We start from the raw sequence: 17221 nt of genomic DNA, 5'->3' as shown, positions 1-17221 counted from the left end.
TTTTGCTGGAAAATCGATGGTCAAGCGGCAGGAAACTCAGGCTGGCTGACCAGACGCGTCAGCCATGCATTACAGAACCGGCCGTCAGAATGCGCAGAACCTCAATGGCCTCTTCGCCCGTTGTGCGCGGCTCGCTTCTTGTTTCGATACAGTCGAGAAAATGCTGCAGCTCACGCGTCAGCGGCATCCCCTCTTCCACATCCACATAGGTTGGCTCATTGGTGGTGAACGCCCAATGGCCGCTGTCCTGCCAGACTGCATGGCGATAGACGGCGAGCTTGCGCCCCCATGGCTCCACATCATCGAACACCGCCATCGCCTTGTCGCCGACAACCGTCAGGCGGCGCTCACGATAGGGGTTGAGCCGCGAGGTGAAGAGGTGGCTGCGCAGACCGCCAGGAAAGCGCATGTGGAGATGCGCGAAATCGCTCAGGTGATCGAGAAGCGCCGCGCCCTCGCCGCGCACTTCTTCGGGAGCCGCTCCCGTCAGCGCCAGGATCATCGACAGATCGTGTGGGGCAAGATCCCACAGGGCGTCGTTCTCGGTGTGAAACTTGCCAAGCCCCAGCCGGTGGGAATGGATATAGCGGATCTCACCAAGGTCGCCCTGGTCGATCAGCGACTTCAGTTTCTCGAAAGCCGGATGAAAGCGCAGCACATGGCCAACCATGATGATGCGCCCTGTTTCACGCGCCACGGAAACCGAGCGCTCGGCATCCTCGACAGTCAGTGCTATGGGTTTTTCAACCAGAACATCCTTGCCCGAACGCATGGCACGGATGGCGTATTCGGCGTGAAACTGCGGCGGCAGAGCCAGCACGATCGCATCGATCTCGGCATGCTCGAAGAGTGCGTCGGGTGAGATCGCCACGCATTCATGTTCACTGGCAAAGCCTTCAGCCCGCGCCTCATTGGCATCAGACACGGCAGCCAGCACTCCCAGAGACTTAAGCGTGCGAATGTGGTTCGAGCCCCAATAGCCACATCCGAGTACGGCAATACGCGGTTTCATAAAATCCTTCGCCCAAGATTTTGGCGCAGAAAACACATACAGACGCGGCCCTCGCGACTCAACCCTGCCCGTGAAATCCCGCCAATTTCTTCAGGGAAATCGTAAGCCTGGACAAATTCCCCCAAGAAACGGTGAAGCCCGCTTGACACGACAGACACCGCCCCCTTATATCCGCGCGTCTTCGTGAGGCACCGAACCGGTTTTGAAACGGTTTCCCCAGCCTCCAGGCGGCGGAGTAGCTCAGTCGGTTAGAGCAGAGGAATCATAATCCTTGTGTCGGGGGTTCGAATCCCTCCTCCGCTACCATCGCTCCACGGTCCATTCTTGTCACATGGTTTACATTTGATACCGGAGAGATGGTTTACACTTTCTCCGGAGCGAATGGGTTTGATGCCGGTTCGACACGATCCTCCTTATTGTCGAAGAAACCCAGATCATAGTCGAGGAATGAGACGAGCCAAATACCGTCCTCGACTTCGCGCAGTCCCAGGATTTGGCCTGCGAAGACCTGGCTGAGATTGATTTTTCGTTTTCCGATGCAGATTCTACCGCATCGTGTGACACGCACGGTGCGGTCATGAAGCGGGTAGTCCGGTTCGTCGGGCGGCCGATAGGCGCGGGGTGACGGTGTATAGAGTTCGCCCGGATAGGCACCGCCCAGCCCCTGATGGGGCCTTTCATTGTTGTAAACCTCGATGAAGCGATCGAAGCGCTCCTGCTGCTCCAGGAAGTTGAAGGCGGCCGGCTTTGCGGCTTCCTTCTTGAGGGTGAGATGCATGCGCTCGTGGCGCCCGTTCTCTTGCGGATGACCGGGTTTGATGCGTTCGATTGTGATACCCAGACGCAACCACCACACAGACAGCCTGCTCAATCCGAACAGCGCATGCGGGCTGGCGAAGGGCGCGCCGTTATCGGTACGGATTGCGCCTGGCACTCCGAAATCCCTGAAAACCCGCTCGAAAACGGAGAAGGCGAAGTCCGACTTCGTCGAGGTCAAGCCTTCGCAGGCCAGCAGATAGCGCGAATGATAATCGGTGATGGTCAGGGGGTAACAATATTGCCGGTTGCCGAGCCTGAACTCTCCCTTGTAGTCGGCGCACCAAAGGCCGTTCGCCTGAACTGCGCTGCGGAGAGCAGTCCCCCGGGCCTTGTAACGGCGCCGTCTGCGGCGCGTGACCAGGCCGTGCCGGTCGAGCACCGCATGCACCGTGCTGATGGCGGGGGGCTTGATCATCGGATATTGCCGGATCAGCTTGTCGCGGATCTTTGGCGCCCCCCAGGATGAATGTTCGCGCTTCAGACCCAGGATGCAGCGCTCGATCTGGACGGGAAGCCTGTTGGCCTGGCGATAGGGTCGCCGTGAGCGGTCGTTCAACCCGTCAAGGCCACACTCCTTGTAGCGCTCGAAAATCTTGTAGCCGGTGACCCGTGATATGCCGAACTCCCGGCAAAGAGGCGCCATCTGCTCTCCTTCAAGCAGACGAGCGATGAATCTGAGACGTTCGTCCATTGGCTTACACTCTTTCCAGGGCATTCGGGTTCCCCCAAACGCGAGATGTGTAAACCATGTGTCCGGTATGAAGTGTCACCTATCTCTCGATAAGCTCATCTGGGTGTGGCCGCGTGTCTTCGTGGAAGCCGAACACCACGCGATTTGGGAGAAAGACGGCACGCTGGTCGACATAACGCCACCCATAAACGGAAAGCAGCGGATTCTCTTTCTTCCGGATCCGACGCAGACTTATGACTTCGCCTCGCAGAAGCGCCGGATCAACATCAAGCGAAATTCTGGAGTGTTTTCCAGTGTCGACGGTTGGATAGCTGCCGCAGACAGGTTGCAGCAGGCAATCGAGGACAACTCGACAGGCAACCAAGTTACGCTTCAGCGATCTTATCTTTCCGCCTTGGGGCGCGACATACAGAACAGCTTGGCCGCCGTGTTCGTGGACCTTGCCCGGGCGACGCGGCCGAATGACCCCTGTTTTTGTACAAGCGGCAAGAAATTCAAAAAGTGCTGCGGTCCCCTGGTTCAGCTCTATCCATGATGCCCCGCTTTCGCCGGGCATGATTGCGCTGTCGAAGCATGCCTTTGGCCCGTCTGCTGGAGCGACAGCCCTGCCTGTCTGGCGTGAAGAGTAGACGCGCGGCCGTAGACGGACGAGAGATAGTGCGGGGCGGTCGGAACCGCCCCGCCAAAACGGTCACTCGGCAGCGACGAGGTGTTCTTCTTCGTCACCGTCGGCGGCACTTTCCGCGTCATCGCCGGCGAGGAATTCCGGCAAGTCCTCATTGCCAGCCTCGGCATCGGCTTCGGCCGGCTCGTCGTCGAGATCGGCCACGCGCAACGGTTCGGGCAGCCAGCCTGTATCGGCTAGGAGGCGCTCGGCCTCGGTCGCCATGTCGCCCTTCTTCATGTGGTCGATAAGCTGGGCGGCCCGCTCGCCCGCGCCTTCGCGGACGGCTTCGAGAATGCGCGCCTTAGTGACGCGGCCGAGATAGTTGCCGACGGTGGGCTTCCAGCCTGCCGCCACCATGTCGAGGCCCGTGGCGCGCTGGAGGCGGTCGGCCTGCGCCAGACGCACATCCAGCCCGTGCTGGCTGACACCGGTTCCGCCATAGGGGTTCGGCCGCTCGAACAGCGCGTTGACCCCGAAGCTGACGCAATGGGCGAGCAGATCGAGCCGCGAGGCGTCGTCGAGATCGGTCAGCCAGTCCCAGAGCGCCTGATCGTCGGCCGGGACGTGATCGCCCCAGCGTTCATGCCGCTCGGCAACCTCGCGGGCAGATGCGCTGTCCTTCAACTCCTCCGGCTGCGCAGCGAAGAAGACATGGCGCACGCTGGCCTCCAGGCACCCGGTCGGCGCGGTGCGCAGGAAAGTGTCGCTGACCAGCTTGTGCAGCAACATGGTCATGGCGACTTCCGGGTGCTCGGCGACGGCGTTGCGCAGCGCCAGGGTACGATGCGCGGTCAGCTCGATGACGAGACGTTCGGGCAGCGGCTTGCCCCCGTCGTCCTCATCCTCCGGCTCGGCCGGCTGGCCGCCGATCGTGATGACGGCGCGCTGGCCTGCGGGTCCGCCCACCTGTCCGGCATCGTCACCAGGCTCCGATGCGTCAGCGCCATCGGGTTCGACCGCGCGTTCATCGTCGGGGCGCACATAGCCGCGATCCACCGACAGGGATCCATCGGCATCGATGCTGACGAAGACCCCGGCGAGGGCGATATCGGCCGGATCGTATATCGCCGGGCGCTGCTCGAAGGCGTCGAGCGCCTGTTCGATCTCCCCCAGCCGCTCGTCGATTTCATCGGGAAGCTCATCGGCCTCACCATATCCGGATTCGAGCCGGTCGAACTCGTCGCGCAACGCCTCGCTGGTCGCGCGCTCCTCCTCGGTCAGATCGACCGTGGTGCCGACTAGCTGCCGCAGCCCATGCTGGTGGCCATAGGGAAAGCTCACAGCGACCTCGACCCACTTCCAGCCCTCGGCGGCAATGGCCTCCGCTTCGGCCTTCAGCTTTTCGGCCACCAGCTGATCGAGCAGCACCGGGTCCTGCAACCAGCCGCCATCGTCGGACTGGAAGAGATCGCGCAGCACGATGCCGCCCGCCGCTTCATAGGCCTCCACGCCCACGAAAACGGCCCGCTTGTCGGAGGCCCGCACGGCGGTTTCGGTCAGCATCCGGCGGATGGTGTAGGGCTCTTTCTGCCAGCCATCCTTGATCGCCGCCCAGACCTGTTCCTGACGATCATGGTCCTCCGAGACGGTGAAGGCCATGAGCTGTTCGAGCGTCATGCCGTCCTCGGCGTAGGTTTCGAGCAGCGTCGGCGAGACGGATGCGAGACGCATGCGCTGCTTGACGACCTTGACGTCGACGAAGAAAGCGGCCGCGATTTCCTCTTCGGTCATGCCCTTCTCACGGAGGCCCAAGAAGGCGCGGAACTGGTCGAGCGGATGGAGCGGGGCGCGCTCGATATTCTCGGCGAGCGACACCTCGTCGATCAGGATATCGCCACCGGCCTCCGAGACGACACAGGGCACCGGCGCGGTCTTGTTGAGGCGCTTCTGCTTCACCAGCAGTTCGAGCGCGCAATAGCGGCGCCCGCCGGCCGGCACCTCGAACATACCGGTCTCCTGACCGTCGGCATCGACCACCGGCCGGACGTGCAGGCTCTGGATGAGGCCGCGCCGGACGATGGATTCGGCGAGTTCCTCGATCGAGACGCCGGCCTTGACGCGCCGGACATTGGACTGGGACAGCACCAGCTTGTTGAAGGGAATGTCGCGCGAGGACGACAGGGTGATCTTCTGGGTGGCAGTTGCCATGTTCTCAACTCCATGACGGACGCCGGGGAGCCTCTCTCTCCGGCAACCAGCCCGTCACGAAATTCCTCTCCCTCCTTTCACTCTCCCGGCCGCGCGCCGGCCGCGATTCTCCATGACCATCAGATATCGCCTCTGGCGCGCAGGCTGGTCTCCCGGCCGGCGCCGGTGATGATGTGGTCATGCAGCGTCACGCCCAGAGCCGCGCAGGCCTTCTGGATCTCCTTTGTCATCGCGAGGTCGGCGGCTGACGGCTCGGGATCGCCGGCCGGGTGATTGTGGACGATGATCAGGGCGGGGGCGTTGAGCGCCAGACTGCGTCGCAGCACTTCCCGGGGATAGACCGGGACATGATCGACCGTGCCGATGGCGAGGCATTCGTCAGAGATGAGCCGGTTCTTCCGGTCGAGATAGAGGACATGGAAGCGCTCCACCTCGCCGCGGATGGTAAGGGCGCAATAGTCCAGAACGGCCTGCCAGGAGGACAGGACCGGGTTCTGGTTGAGGTGGCGCAGCAGGATCTGGCGGGCCTCATAGACGACGGCCTGCTCCTGGGCCGAGAACCGGCGAGGCTGCGGGTCGATGGCAGGTTTCCTCAGATGTCGCGTCATGTTCGTATTCCCCGACGGGCAGCCGGCCGGGTGCCGGGACTTTCACCGCGTCACGGCGGGAAGCGCCGCCCTCTGCCTCGGAGAGAGCGGCGCGGGATCGCAAAACCTGAGAGCCGGACCTCAGGCTTGCCGGGTTTCCGTATCGGCGGGTTTCAGGGTCGATCCGGCATCATCGCGAGCGCGGCTGTAGAGACTGCGCTCGGCCTCGCGAATGCTGCCGGCGGCCCCGGCCGCCTCGGCCCAGACCGAGATCGGGAAATCGCCGGTGAAGAGCAGATCGCGTTCGATCCCCATGCCGAAGGGCAGCCGGATCGATTCCAGATCGCTGAAGCTCCAGCTTCCGAGTTCGGGGCAGCCGATATCGGCCAGGCCGAACATGACGTCGCCGTCCTCATCGAGTTCGGTTGCGAGCCAAACGTCCTCGCCGAAGGGATTGAAGAATTTGACGACGGGGATGTGATCGATACCGCGCTGCCGACCATTGGCGAGAAGCTGCGCGCGCTGTGTACGGGTCAGGAGGATCATGCCGCCACCCTCCGCTCGGTCGAGGCCGCAACCGTTTCATCGCCTTCCTCGTCGGGCAGATGCGCGAGCAGCCAGTCGGCGGCCTTGCTCGCCTGCGAGGCGGCGCGGACGATGGCGCGGTTGTCCTCGGGCAGCACCTCCAGCCAGGAGCCGATGTAGTCGGCGTGGCGCACGGTCGGCACGATGCCAAGCGATGCGCAGCAGAAGGCCGCGTTCATCTCGGCGACCAGTTCCTCGAAGGCGTATTTCTTCGTGCCGAAGCTGCCCGAGAAATCCCGCCCTAGGCGCGAGGCATGGCCCGTGGCGTGCCCCATCTCGTGGAGCGCCGTCCTGTGCCAGTTGATCGGCTCGAAATAGGTGGCCGGCGGCGGCACCTGGATGTAGTCGAGCGCCGGAACATAGAAGGCGCGATCCCCACCGATGCGGAAATCGATCCCGGTGGCGCGGATCAGCGCCTCGACCCGCGGCTCGATCATGCCGGGCGGCGGTGGCGGGGCCTCGACGGCGATGTCCTCGGGCAGGCCCTCGCATTGCGCGGCATTGAAGACGGTGAATCGCTTCAGGAACGGAATGCTGCTGGCTTCGTCACCCGCCTCCCGGGCGCGGCGCTTCTCGTCCTCCGGCGTGAAGCGGTCGGCATAGACGACGGTGGTCCCACGCTCGCCCTTGCGGACATTGCCGCCGAGCGAGAGCGCCTGCCGGAAGGTGAGCCAATGCTGGGTCGGATAGCCGTGCTGGACCACGGCGCCCCAGAGGATCAGGACATTGATGCCGGAATATTGCCGCGCGGTTGCGGCGTTTCTCGGCATGGCGAGCGGCGCTTTCGCCGCCGCCGTCCCCCAGGGCTGGACCCAGGGCAGCCGGCCTTCCTCCAGCTCGGCGATGATCTTGTCGGTGATGTCGTCATAGAGATTGCTGCGGGCGCCGCCTTGGCGGGCTCGGTCCTGTCTGGCCATCGGGATGATCTCCGCGACGGGCGCCGGAGGCCTCTCCTCCAGCCCTCAACCCGTCACGGACAACCCGTCCGCACTCTCACTCGTGTAGGCCGGAGGTCCGCAAAAAGGCGCAGAACCGCAAAGACGCAAAGCCACCTTCCGGACATCCGCCGACGGCAGCATCACCTCCACCATGCGTCAGGGATCGACGCCCGCAGGGTGAAGACCCGCGCAAGCGAGGGCTTCAGCGTCAGCCAAGAGCCCGGCCCGAAGGGCGACGCCACGCCTGATCCGGTCAGCAACGCATGCATTCGCAGGTCCCCATCTCGGGAAAGGGGAGAGTTCTATAACATCCGGGACCAGATCATCTCATGAGGCAAATCATGTCGAAATGTCCGCGGATTGCGCGGATTTCTGAAGTCGAATCGCGCACCACTGCGACGGTGGAAGCGTTTCGGCCCGTGTTCACGACCCTTGTCGGTCAACCGTCCGGTGAGCCTCGGGCGAAGACACCCGCCGTGAAGGAAATGCTCGGGATCTTGTGGTGAGAATTCAGGGTCTGAGCAGAGGGCTTTCCTCGTCCAAGTTCAGATTGAAGACTGTCGGCACCATGCCAGGTCGACCTCAGATGATCCCTTCCTGCTGGGCCTTGTCAAAGATTTCCATGAGGACGGCACTCTGCTTTTCCGTAGGGATCTTTGCAGGTATCTGCTCTGCGATTTTGAGTATTCCCATCTCCTTCGGTGTCAGAAGTCGACGGCTTGTGCCTTCCTTGAGAATGAGGGACCAATGCGCCGCTGGCACTTCGAACACCTGCTTCTGCACCTCGATCCCGTTGTCGATTTTCTGGGTCTGCCGTGCCGTCTTCGCTTCGTGCCGGTTATCCTCGGCGGACGCAAGCGCGGCCCAGAACTCCTCAGGTAGGAGTCCGGCGATGTTGTCGGCCTGTTCAAGCAATCGTGCCCAGCATCCTTCTTTTTTACACCATTCGGAGATATTGGAGATGCCCTGCGGCGGGTGGATGATGTCCTCATTGATCGCTGCGGCGATGGTGGCGAGAGCCTGTGAAAGCACATCGTCAATCGCCTGTGTCGCCCAGATGCGCTGGTAATCCACGCTTGCCTTTCGGCGTTTTGTGACTTCTCCGAGCATGGACAGGGTGTAGGCGACAATATTGGCCCGATAGCCGCCGTTGTACCAGGGCTGCGACGACACCAGCTTCTCGGTTGCGCGGAACAGGATGCCGCGGGCAATGGCGCGCTTGAAATAGAACTCGTTGAAGCCGTCGGACGACTTCTCCCATTCTTTCCCTATCCGCAGTGCGTAGCGGGCGAAATTCTTCTGGCTGCCGAGGTTCACCCACCGGGGATGGTCGTCGAGAACATTCTCGAACTTGGCGAGGTCCGTTTTGGTGAACATCTGGGTCTTCGGGTACTCCGCGCGGAACCGCTTCTGCTCACCGGGGGTGAGCTTCGACTGCGCGTCCGCATACTGGCCGCGCGCCCGCTCGTAGAACCATTTGGTCTCGCGCTGCGCGCCCTGCTGCGCCGGCGCCCAGATCCGGCGCGAGAATTCCGCCATACGGACATGAAAGGGGTGGTTGGAGAAAAAGTCTGCCGCGTTCACCCGGTTCTGGGTGTTCGCATATTCCGAGATGCGGGGGACAACCGTCTCGCTCTGCTCGCTATCGATGACCGACAGCTTCATCTGGACGAAAATATCCGACAGGTCGGCCTTGTCGCGGCGCTGGGTATGGAAAAGCGAGGCGGTCGTCTGACCGCCGTTCACGATCTGAAGGTCGGTCATGCGGACGATCTGGAGACCGCTGTCTGTCATCCGCGTCTCGATCTCCTGCGCGGTCGCGGTGATGCCGTTGTTGTAGGCGAAAAACATCTGCGGTTCATTGATAATGGTCGCGCGGATGCCCTTGTTCACCTGTGCACGGGCCTGGAGGAAGGTCCGCACGTTCTGTTCCAGGAGCCGCGCGCTGTACCGGTCGTAGAGCGCCGCGAGGATCGGCGCCGGCATGACGATCAGGTAGGACTGATAGGAGCCCGAGCCGAGGTTGGCCGGCAGGCAGGCGATGCCATTTCCGAACAGCTCGACGAAATCGATGTTGAGCGGTTCCTTGTGCCCCCGCGAGCTGCGCTGACGCTGGAAGCGCGCCATGTCCCAGATGTGATAGGTTGCACGGATGCCGCCCACCTCTCCCTCGGGAAAGGCCTGGAAGCGGTCGCTCAGCACCCGTTCCGAGGTCAGATAGAAATTGACCTGGCGCAGCATCGCCCGGCGGTCGGCTATCTGCCGGACAAGCCCGTATTCGGGTGTTGTCACGTCGGGTTCGAGCATTCCCTGCAGGCTCGCCTCGAAGAAGTTGACGACGCGCTTGAAGGCAGCGTCCACATCGGTGCGCGTAAGCGTCTCCAACTCGCGGCGGCAGTCGAAGTCGGCCACGAAGATGTCGAGAGCGCCCTCATCGTTGAACCAGTAGCCATCGACGCGCATACCGCGCGGAGCACGATAGTGGCAGTGCTCGAACCCTTCGATGAAGCCGGTTTCGATCAGCTCGGTGGAGACCGCCTCCATGAAGGCTTCAAGCTGGTAGGTGCTGTTGGCCTCGGCGTCGGCCAGCGTTTCCTGGCGGAAGTCGTGGAAGAATTCCTCTACGGTCTGTTCCATCAGTCCCCCCCGAAGACTTCCCCGTCGTCGCATTCGTAGGACGCAATGGTTTCCAGCCTGATTTCATATGCGACTTTGTCGATGCCGGTCGGCAGTTGCGACCGTATGAGCCGCGGAAACCCGTCACTGACACGATAGCTGTATACATCGCTGACGACGAAGCGCGGCGCGTCGTAGTCGGGCAAAGGCGCATAGCCGTGCGCCACGAGCTTGCGATCGAACGCCTCGATGGCGTCCGCCTCGGCGAGCCGCGCCTGGACGGCGGCGACGATCTCGTTGAGCGTCCGCGCACCCGCAGCGTCAGGCAGGCTGCTCAGCCGGTAGATGCGCAGGAACAGCGCGTCGTTTAGCGACTCCAGCTGGTCCTCGGAGGAAATGCGGACCATGCTGCGTTCGGTGCCGGAGAGCGATTTGATCTCCACCGCCGTATTGCCGAAGATGAAATCCTGATGGGACTTTTCCGGGCCGAGCCAGGCCTCGACGGCAACGGCGGACGATGGCGCCATGTCGATCAGCTCCAACAGGAAGGTGACTTCGGCGAAAAGGCCCCGGATCTCCTCGGCCGACAGGTGCTGGCTGCGACCGGACAGAAAGGTCTTCCACCGCCGGATATGCGCCAGCGCGACGGCGAGCGAGCTGGCGGAGTCGGTGGCGTGCTCCAGCGCGGATGCAAGCGTGCGGCAGAGGCCCTCGAAAAGGTCGCGGTCGACCTGTTTTTCAAGCGTGAGGACAAGGCGCTGCCACCCCGGCTCGCCCCCGCGAAGATCGACATCAATGCCATGCACCGTGACCACATTCTTCCGGAACTGATCGGTGTGGTCGCCCTGAAGCTCAGCAATGAACAGGCAGGCGCCCGTCGTGTCCCGTCCCCAGAAGCAGGGCACGGCGGTTTCGCCGGGAACCTGACGGACGTTGAAATCCGCACCGGGGACCGCGATGTTATCCCACGGGGAGGACTCAGGCATCGTAGTCCTCCTCCTCGTCCGGATCGTCGCCGTAGCCCTGCATCTGCTGGAGCCAGACCTTGTTTACGACCACATTGATGGTGGTTGAGTAGTCCCCGTAGGGAAAGCTGACGCCGAAGGCGGCGATCGGCCCCGGCACAGCGCCGTCCCGAGGTTCAAGGCTATGGATCATGAGGAGCGGTCGGTCGCGAACCATCCTGTAGTGTGTGTCCGACACCGATCCTATTCCGTCCTCACCGGAGGCCAGCGCCTCTGCCTCCTTCCGCTGCGTGTCGTCGAGCCCGAGCTTCTCATCGCCACGTGAGGCGACACGGTCCTTGTTCAGGCGCCACGCAGTCCCGTTCGGCTGATCCTTACCAACGACGCGCACCTGGTTCCTCAGCGTGAACGGCCCTCCAACGCCCGGAGCGCCTCCAGGAGAGATCAGCAGGACATCGGCGAGCGGACGCTTTTCCGCGATACGTTCGAGATAGTTCACCACGTCCGATTTGATGCCGGCGAAGGTGGAGTGACACTCAAATCGAGTCAGGAAATCTTCGACGACCGCGATCGGGATGTCGCGGAAGATGACGCCCTTTTCAGTAACCTCCTCCGGCCGACCGCCGAAGCCGCCGCGCCAGTGTTCGGCGATCAGGTCGAAATTGCGGGCATTCACGTCCGGATCGGTGGAGACGATGTAGGTCTCCCGCAACCGACCACTGAAGGTCTGTTCGACCGTGACTTCCTGACCCGACCGCATCTTGTTGGCGGCGGTGATCAGCAGGCTGTCCGGATGCGATCGGACATAGAGACCGAAATCAATGGGGCTCAGACCGTCGCGCCGCATCCGCTTGACCTGCTGGGTGAGTTCCTCGGCTGCTTCGGCGATATGGGAATACCAATTGATGGAGTCGCGCGAGAGATGGACGCGGCAGAGATCCTCGAACCCCGGCCTGTAGCCGAACCAGCGGCCCATCTGCATCAGCGTGTCGTACATCTTGGTGTTGCGATACATGTAGCTGACGGTCAGGCCCTCAATCGTCAGACCGCGCGACAGGCTGAGACCGCCGACGGCGATGGCGGTGAGCCCAACGCCCTCCTTCTCGTACCGGGTGTAGTCGAGCGCCTCATCGCTCTTGCTGTTGATGACGTAGAGATGGAGGTGATCGAACACGCCGTTGAGCGCTGCCTTGACCTCGGGCCAGGTGAAGCCCCTGTCGGCATATTCGGCGTCGAATGCGCGTTTCAGACCCTGCATGTAGACGTTCGCCGAGGAGACGGATTCCGGCATCAGATAGCTCGCTCGGACCGCCTCGCGGATCTTCTTCTCGCGCAGGCTGAGAAAATCGCGCACGGCCTGCTGCACCGGCACAAAACGCGACACGTTGATCATCATCGAGCAGTGCTTGCCGGTCTGCCCGCGCAGGTTGCGGATGGCACGCGCGACAATGAACTCATCGAGCGCGCGGTAGAGGCTGGGCGGCAGCTCCGGAACGGGATCGTCGCGCTTGTGCCTGTAGGGGAGGAAGTCCTCGCAGTCGTCGATCGGCTTCACGATCGACTGGCTGGTCTCGTCGTCGAGGAAGACCTTCTCCGCACCGAAATAGGTGGTCGGCGCATCCAGGCAGTAGATGAAGTCGCGCGGGAACAGCTCCTCGCGCACGTCATCATCATAGGCGTCGGGGTTGATGAAGATGTTGGCGAACGGCGTCGCCGTGTAGCCAACATAGCAGGACTTCGCGAACAACCCCAGGATGCGCCGGATCATGGCGTTCGTGCGGGTCGGATCCAGATCCTCCTTGTTGGTGTTGATCGAGGCGTTGTCGGCCTCATCGTCGATCAGCAGCATCGGCACGTCTGAGATCCGGTCGCCACCCTCCGCGTTCAGCGCCTTCAGCCATTTGTGCAGGGCCGTCAGCGTCGTGACATTCTTCTTGATGATGAGGATGATCGGCTTGCTGAAGTCGTTTATCTTCCAGCCGCTCTTGGCCGCCGTGTTCTTGTTGAAATCCTCGTTGATGTTGGTGAGCGTCGCCGGGTGCGGATAGCCGGGATCAAGACCGACGCCGATGGAGCGGCGGTCTTCGGGATCGCTTGACCGCCCGATGAAAGCTTCGTCAATGCGCTCCTGGGTCTGCTTGCGCAGATTGTTGTGAATGCCGGCGATGACAATGATGAACTTGTAACCGGCGTCGGCAGCGCGGGCGATCAGGCCGGTATAATTGGCGGTCTTGCCGGACTGAACATGACCGATGACCAGGCCGCGACGGTTCCAGGTCGTACCCTCGCTGAGCGGGTCCTGGAGATGTCCCAGGATACGGCTGGTCACATCGCTCAGCGACTGTACCATCCGGGGCGGCCAGCCGTCCTTCAGAAGGAAATTCTCGTAGGCGCCGGAATAGGTCCAGGTTATGTCCTCGCGCTTGCGGACCCATTGATCGTCATGCTTCGCGGTAACATCTACGAGCGAGACACCGGCGCCCATGCGCGTGTCGATCGAGATCATCGCCTCGGTGATGATGTTACGGAGGTCACCGGTATAGCCGAAGATGGCGCCAATCTGCTTGGCCTTCTCCTCCACCTGCTCCCGCGTCGGCGTCTCGGTCAGGTTCGCGAGACCGGAGATCAGTGCGTTGGCGATGTTGCGTTCTTCCGTGATGATCGTCGCGGTCATGCGAAAGCCTCTGCGATGAATTTCTCGGCCGTTTCGATCTGCCCGTCGAAGAGGCGCGTCGATCGCACGATCTGGAGGAATGCCTGCGGGTCGCCCGGTCCATCGCCGTAGAGCACCTGCTTGAGGCTCTTAAGCCGATCCAGTGTCTGGTCCTTGTCGGCGGCGGCCTGGCTCACCTCGCGCGGATGCGTCGAATAGTCGGAATAGATCATCTCGACCGGCAGGGCGGCGGCGATCGAATCAAGCAGCACACGCAGCGAACTGGCATCATCAGGAGTCAGCCGAGCGCCGAGAGAAGCGATGAGCGGGTGCTCCGCGTTGATCGCGAACCGGATGCCGCCATGATCGGCGTAGCGTTCCCAGAGCGGTGCCTGGCTTTCCTGGAACAGTTTCTGGCCACGACCGCGATGGACGGTGACACTTCGGGCGGTGATCTGACTGATGATCTGCCGCAAGCGCTCGCGCACCGCAAGCGGCGGCCGGGCGCGCGACTTCTTGATATCGATGGTCCAGGCTTCATCGAGGCTGTTCGGAAAATCGATCTGGACCCGCGCCAGCTTGGTCGCCTCGCCTTTGGGTACCAGCCGGAACCAGTCACCCCAGGCCATCAGGCGGCCGTTACGATAGACGTAGGCGCCCTGGTTGGAAATGAAGTCGCTGCGGTCCTGATAGTAGTCATATTCGGATGCCGACAGCCGGCTGTGGTGAGGCAGGACGTAGGGCTGCATCACGACCGGCACGTCACCGATCCAGACCTTCTCCTCCCGGAGCATCTGGGTCGCCTCGTTCTTCCGGCAGAAGGGATCGAATGCAGCGACCGGATGGCCGTTGATGCGGATGGTCAGCTTGCGCCGCCCTCTGACCTCCCCGCTGAGGAAGCGGTGAAAAACGAGCGACAGATGCCGTTCGACGACGGCCAGCTTCTCGTTGACGATCTCGTCGCGCTTCCGCCCGGTCTCGTCCTCGAACAGCCGGTCGAGATCCCGCCAGATGACCAGGGTGCCGGTATCGCCGAGGGCCTCGATAAAAGGCGTCTCCACGATCTCGTCGGGCTCAAGAAGGGAGATAAACCAGTCGTCGTCCTCTTCGATCCGGGAGAGGCTCCATTCGGCGCCGACGCGTTCGCCCTTCACGGCACTGACCACGGTGAGGAGGCGGCACTGCGAGAACGACGCGGTCTTGAGGCCGAGGCCGAAGCGCCCGAGGTCTTTCGGGCCTCGTTCCTTGCGCGGGTCGGTGGCGCCATGGCGCATCGCCGCGATCACCTCGTCCTCCGTCATCCCGCGCCCGTTGTCGGCGATGACGAGCACCGGCGCGCTGCGGCTCATGTCGCAGAAGATCTGAATGTCGGTCGCGTCGGCCGAGATGCTGTTGTCGATCAGGTCGGCAACGGCGGTTTCGAGCGAGTAGCCGAGATCACGGAGCGAAGCCGTCAGGCTGGCGGCGCTCGGGGGCAGATGGTGCGACCTCGCCATCAGCCATCGCCCCGCAGTTCATCGGCGAGGCGGCGGACAATGCCCTCCGCGTCGGCCTTCAACTCGCACTCCCATACGGTCAGGACGGTCCAGCCGGCGGCTTCAAGCGCGGCCCGGTTGCGTGCGTCGCGGCTGACATTGCCGTCGAACTTCTCCTGCCAGAACTCGCGCCGGGTAGACGGCGTGGTGGCATTCCGGCACCCTGGATGCCGGTGCCAGAAGCAGCCGTGGACGAAGATCGCCGTCCGGTATCTGGGCAGGACAACGTCGGGCCGGCCGGGAAGCTGCTTCGCATGAAGCCGGAATCGGAACCCCGCACGGTGCAGCAGCGAGCGCAGACGCATTTCCGGGCCGGTGTTCCGGCCTCTGATCCGCGACATGTTCCAGCTGCGCCGCTCGCTGGTGAGTGTGTCGGCCATCATCGACTGCTCCGAATGGAGTCGAGCACCTCGGCGACGATTTCGGCGATCTGCTGAGCGAGCTTCGGGGGCACGGCGTTGCCGACCTGGTGATACTGCTCGGTGCGGGGGCCCGCGAAGAAATAGTTGTCCGGAAAGGTCTGCAGACGGGCTGCTTCGCGCACGGTCAGGCTCCGGCACTGAGCCGGGTCGTAGTGGATGAAATAGTGACCATCCTTCGAGATATGCGAGGTGACCGTCGTCGATACCTGGTCGGCAAGCTGAACCCGGAAGCGATCAGAGAACATCTTGCCGCTGCGGCCCTCTTCGACATTCTGATGATCGGGGAGGAGATTGGCGGGAAAATCGGCGAGCTTGGGGCTGCGCCCGGTCTCCTGTGCGAAGGTCGCCGCATAAAGGTAGCGACGCAGGTCGGACGCCATGTGACTGCGCGCGTCGTGCGCGGTCAGGACCGTCAGGCGTTCATCGTACAGGCTGCGCAGCACATCATGATTCGGCCGTCGCATCTCATAGCGGGAGGACGAGGTCGAGCGCGGCGAGCGCATCTCAATGAGTTTGTCAAACCTGAGTTCACGCGCCACCGGTCCCGCATAGGCCGCACCGTTGAGCTGCCCGCGGATGTTCATGCTGGCAATGTGCCGAATGGCGCTCAGCCAGGCGTCATGGCTGTCCTTCTCCTTCGACAGACCGCTTCGGATTGCCGGCAGGGAGCCGAGCGTGTCGCGAACGGTCGGAGCCGTCATCTTCCTGAGGGTGGAGGGCCGAACCTTCAGATCGCTGCGGATGCCGACGATGAACATCCGGTGCCGCGCCTGCGGAATGCCATGATCCTCCGCGCGCACAAGGAACAGACGCGGATCGACTTCGCCCTCGGCCATCTCCTCTTCGGTGAGAGAATAGAGCCGGTAGGCGAGGTCGGCCGGAGCGCCGGCAATTGCGGTCGCCGGCTGCTGCAGGTCGCGGACGATCCGATTGATGGCGGACTTGCCCTCGATCGTGGCTGACAGCAGGCCCTTCACGTTCTCCATCACGAAGATCGGGGGACGGTGATCGGCAATGATGCGGAGATATTCGAGATAGAGGGTGTGCTTCTCATCCCGCTCGAAATCCGGATCGCCCTTCATCCGCGATCGGCCGACCAGCGAATACGCCTGACAGGGAGGGCCACCGACCAGCGCCCATCGGTCATTTCCGCCGAGCCTGTCTACGATCAGCTGCCGCACAAGGGCGTGAGAGTCTGCGGCGAGTGAAATTCTCAAGGCACTTTGCTTCGCCTCGAGATAGGCGGCGGGATGGCGATTGAACAGCTCCGTGTCCGCTATCCTGCCGGCGAGGAATTCATAGTAGTCGTCAGGAGCCTCGCCATCGGGGAAATGCCGCACGAAATGGCGAAGCAACAGGGTCCTGTGAGAGAATTTGTCCCTTTCGATGGAGACCGTGCTGCGAAAACGGTGCTTCCCCTTTTCGTCCAGTGCAGATGCGAAACCCTCTCCCAATCCGCCCGGGCCGGCAAAGAGATCAACAACGGGATATGCGTTGGAGCGGTGAACATTCTCCAATCCGGAAACTGACGTCCCGCCCGAAGGCAATCCTGCCGGAATTTCAGTACCCCCCCGCGCCAGCAT

General features: G+C 62.6%; 13 protein-coding genes and 1 tRNA gene. 2 read left to right on the top strand and 12 right to left on the bottom strand.

Features of this window, described 5'->3' with window-relative positions; translation table 11 throughout:
* Positions 1 to 58 precede the first annotated feature (58 nt).
* Positions 59 to 1012 (bottom strand): Gfo/Idh/MocA family protein, encoded by a 954-nt coding sequence (locus tag P2W41_RS06440; protein ID WP_292896936.1) that lies wholly within the window; start codon positions 1010 to 1012, stop codon positions 59 to 61.
* Positions 1013 to 1241: 229 nt separating this feature from the next.
* On the opposite strand from P2W41_RS06440, the gene P2W41_RS06435 reads away from it, so the two are divergent.
* Positions 1242 to 1318, top strand: a tRNA-Met gene (locus tag P2W41_RS06435).
* A gap of 55 nt (positions 1319 to 1373) precedes the next feature.
* Here the strand turns inward: P2W41_RS06435 and P2W41_RS06430 are convergent.
* Positions 1374 to 2546: an IS481 family transposase gene (locus P2W41_RS06430; protein ID WP_404934616.1), complete on the bottom strand. Its 1173-nt coding sequence runs from the start codon at positions 2544 to 2546 to the stop codon at positions 1374 to 1376.
* A gap of 97 nt (positions 2547 to 2643) precedes the next feature.
* On the opposite strand from P2W41_RS06430, the gene P2W41_RS06425 reads away from it, so the two are divergent.
* On the top strand, positions 2644 to 3057 hold the full coding sequence (locus P2W41_RS06425) for an SEC-C domain-containing protein (protein ID WP_404934615.1): 414 nt from the start codon (positions 2644 to 2646) through the stop codon (positions 3055 to 3057).
* Between the two features lie 156 nt (positions 3058 to 3213).
* Here the strand turns inward: P2W41_RS06425 and P2W41_RS06420 are convergent, their stop codons facing one another.
* From P2W41_RS06420 to P2W41_RS06375, 10 genes are all read right to left on the bottom strand, one after another.
* Positions 3214 to 5337, bottom strand: coding sequence for a ParB/RepB/Spo0J family partition protein (locus tag P2W41_RS06420; protein WP_404934614.1), 2124 nt, complete (start codon positions 5335 to 5337; stop codon positions 3214 to 3216).
* Between the two features lie 119 nt (positions 5338 to 5456).
* A complete protein-coding gene (gene radC / locus P2W41_RS06415) occupies positions 5457 to 5945 on the bottom strand; it encodes a DNA repair protein RadC (RefSeq protein WP_404934613.1) in 489 nt (162 codons plus the stop codon).
* A gap of 120 nt (positions 5946 to 6065) precedes the next feature.
* Entirely contained in the window at positions 6066 to 6470 is a 405-nt protein-coding gene (locus P2W41_RS06410) for a DUF2958 domain-containing protein (protein ID WP_404934612.1), read from the bottom strand.
* On the bottom strand, positions 6467 to 7426 hold the full coding sequence (locus P2W41_RS06405; protein WP_404934611.1) for an ArdC family protein: 960 nt from the start codon (positions 7424 to 7426) through the stop codon (positions 6467 to 6469). The genes P2W41_RS06410 and P2W41_RS06405 overlap by 4 nt, the downstream gene beginning before the upstream one ends.
* 603 nt (positions 7427 to 8029) lie before the next feature.
* Positions 8030 to 10084: an AIPR family protein gene (locus P2W41_RS06400; protein ID WP_404934610.1), complete on the bottom strand. Its 2055-nt coding sequence runs from the start codon at positions 10082 to 10084 to the stop codon at positions 8030 to 8032.
* Entirely contained in the window at positions 10084 to 11049 is a 966-nt protein-coding gene (locus tag P2W41_RS06395) for a PD-(D/E)XK motif protein (RefSeq protein ID WP_404934609.1), read from the bottom strand. The genes P2W41_RS06400 and P2W41_RS06395 overlap by 1 nt, the downstream gene beginning before the upstream one ends.
* A complete protein-coding gene (locus P2W41_RS06390; RefSeq protein ID WP_404934608.1) occupies positions 11042 to 13702 on the bottom strand; it encodes a Z1 domain-containing protein in 2661 nt (886 codons plus the stop codon). The genes P2W41_RS06395 and P2W41_RS06390 overlap by 8 nt, the downstream gene beginning before the upstream one ends.
* Positions 13699 to 15177 carry an ATP-binding protein gene (locus P2W41_RS06385; RefSeq protein WP_404934607.1) on the bottom strand — a complete coding sequence of 493 codons (1479 nt, stop codon included), beginning with the start codon at positions 15175 to 15177 and terminating at the stop codon, positions 13699 to 13701. Before P2W41_RS06385 ends, P2W41_RS06390 begins: the two co-directional genes overlap by 4 nt.
* A complete protein-coding gene (locus P2W41_RS06380; RefSeq protein ID WP_404934606.1) occupies positions 15177 to 15596 on the bottom strand; it encodes a very short patch repair endonuclease in 420 nt (139 codons plus the stop codon). The genes P2W41_RS06385 and P2W41_RS06380 overlap by 1 nt, the downstream gene beginning before the upstream one ends.
* On the bottom strand, positions 15596 to 17221 hold the full coding sequence (locus tag P2W41_RS06375) for a DNA cytosine methyltransferase (RefSeq protein ID WP_404934605.1): 1626 nt from the start codon (positions 17219 to 17221) through the stop codon (positions 15596 to 15598). Before P2W41_RS06375 ends, P2W41_RS06380 begins: the two co-directional genes overlap by 1 nt.

This window comes from Nitratireductor sp. L15S-10, from assembly GCF_045011005.1.
Taxonomy (GTDB): Bacteria; Pseudomonadota; Alphaproteobacteria; order Rhizobiales; family Rhizobiaceae; genus Nitratireductor.
This window is presented reverse-complemented; position numbering and strand designations above follow the sequence as displayed.

Coding starts and splice junctions, on each gene's coding strand:
- P2W41_RS06440 (WP_292896936.1), bottom strand. CDS start 1,012: ATGAAACCGCGTATTGCCGTACTCGGATGTGGCTATTGGGGCTCGAAC.
- P2W41_RS06430 (WP_404934616.1), bottom strand. CDS start 2,546: ATGCCCTGGAAAGAGTGTAAGCCAATGGACGAACGTCTCAGATTCATC.
- P2W41_RS06420 (WP_404934614.1), bottom strand. CDS start 5,337: ATGGCAACTGCCACCCAGAAGATCACCCTGTCGTCCTCGCGCGACATT.
- radC (WP_404934613.1), bottom strand. CDS start 5,945: ATGACGCGACATCTGAGGAAACCTGCCATCGACCCGCAGCCTCGCCGG.
- P2W41_RS06410 (WP_404934612.1), bottom strand. CDS start 6,470: ATGATCCTCCTGACCCGTACACAGCGCGCGCAGCTTCTCGCCAATGGT.
- P2W41_RS06405 (WP_404934611.1), bottom strand. CDS start 7,426: ATGGCCAGACAGGACCGAGCCCGCCAAGGCGGCGCCCGCAGCAATCTC.
- P2W41_RS06400 (WP_404934610.1), bottom strand. CDS start 10,084: ATGGAACAGACCGTAGAGGAATTCTTCCACGACTTCCGCCAGGAAACG.
- P2W41_RS06395 (WP_404934609.1), bottom strand. CDS start 11,049: ATGCCTGAGTCCTCCCCGTGGGATAACATCGCGGTCCCCGGTGCGGAT.
- P2W41_RS06390 (WP_404934608.1), bottom strand. CDS start 13,702: ATGACCGCGACGATCATCACGGAAGAACGCAACATCGCCAACGCACTG.
- P2W41_RS06385 (WP_404934607.1), bottom strand. CDS start 15,177: ATGGCGAGGTCGCACCATCTGCCCCCGAGCGCCGCCAGCCTGACGGCT.
- P2W41_RS06380 (WP_404934606.1), bottom strand. CDS start 15,596: ATGGCCGACACACTCACCAGCGAGCGGCGCAGCTGGAACATGTCGCGG.
- P2W41_RS06375 (WP_404934605.1), bottom strand. CDS start 17,221: ATGCTGGCGCGGGGGGGTACTGAAATTCCGGCAGGATTGCCTTCGGGC.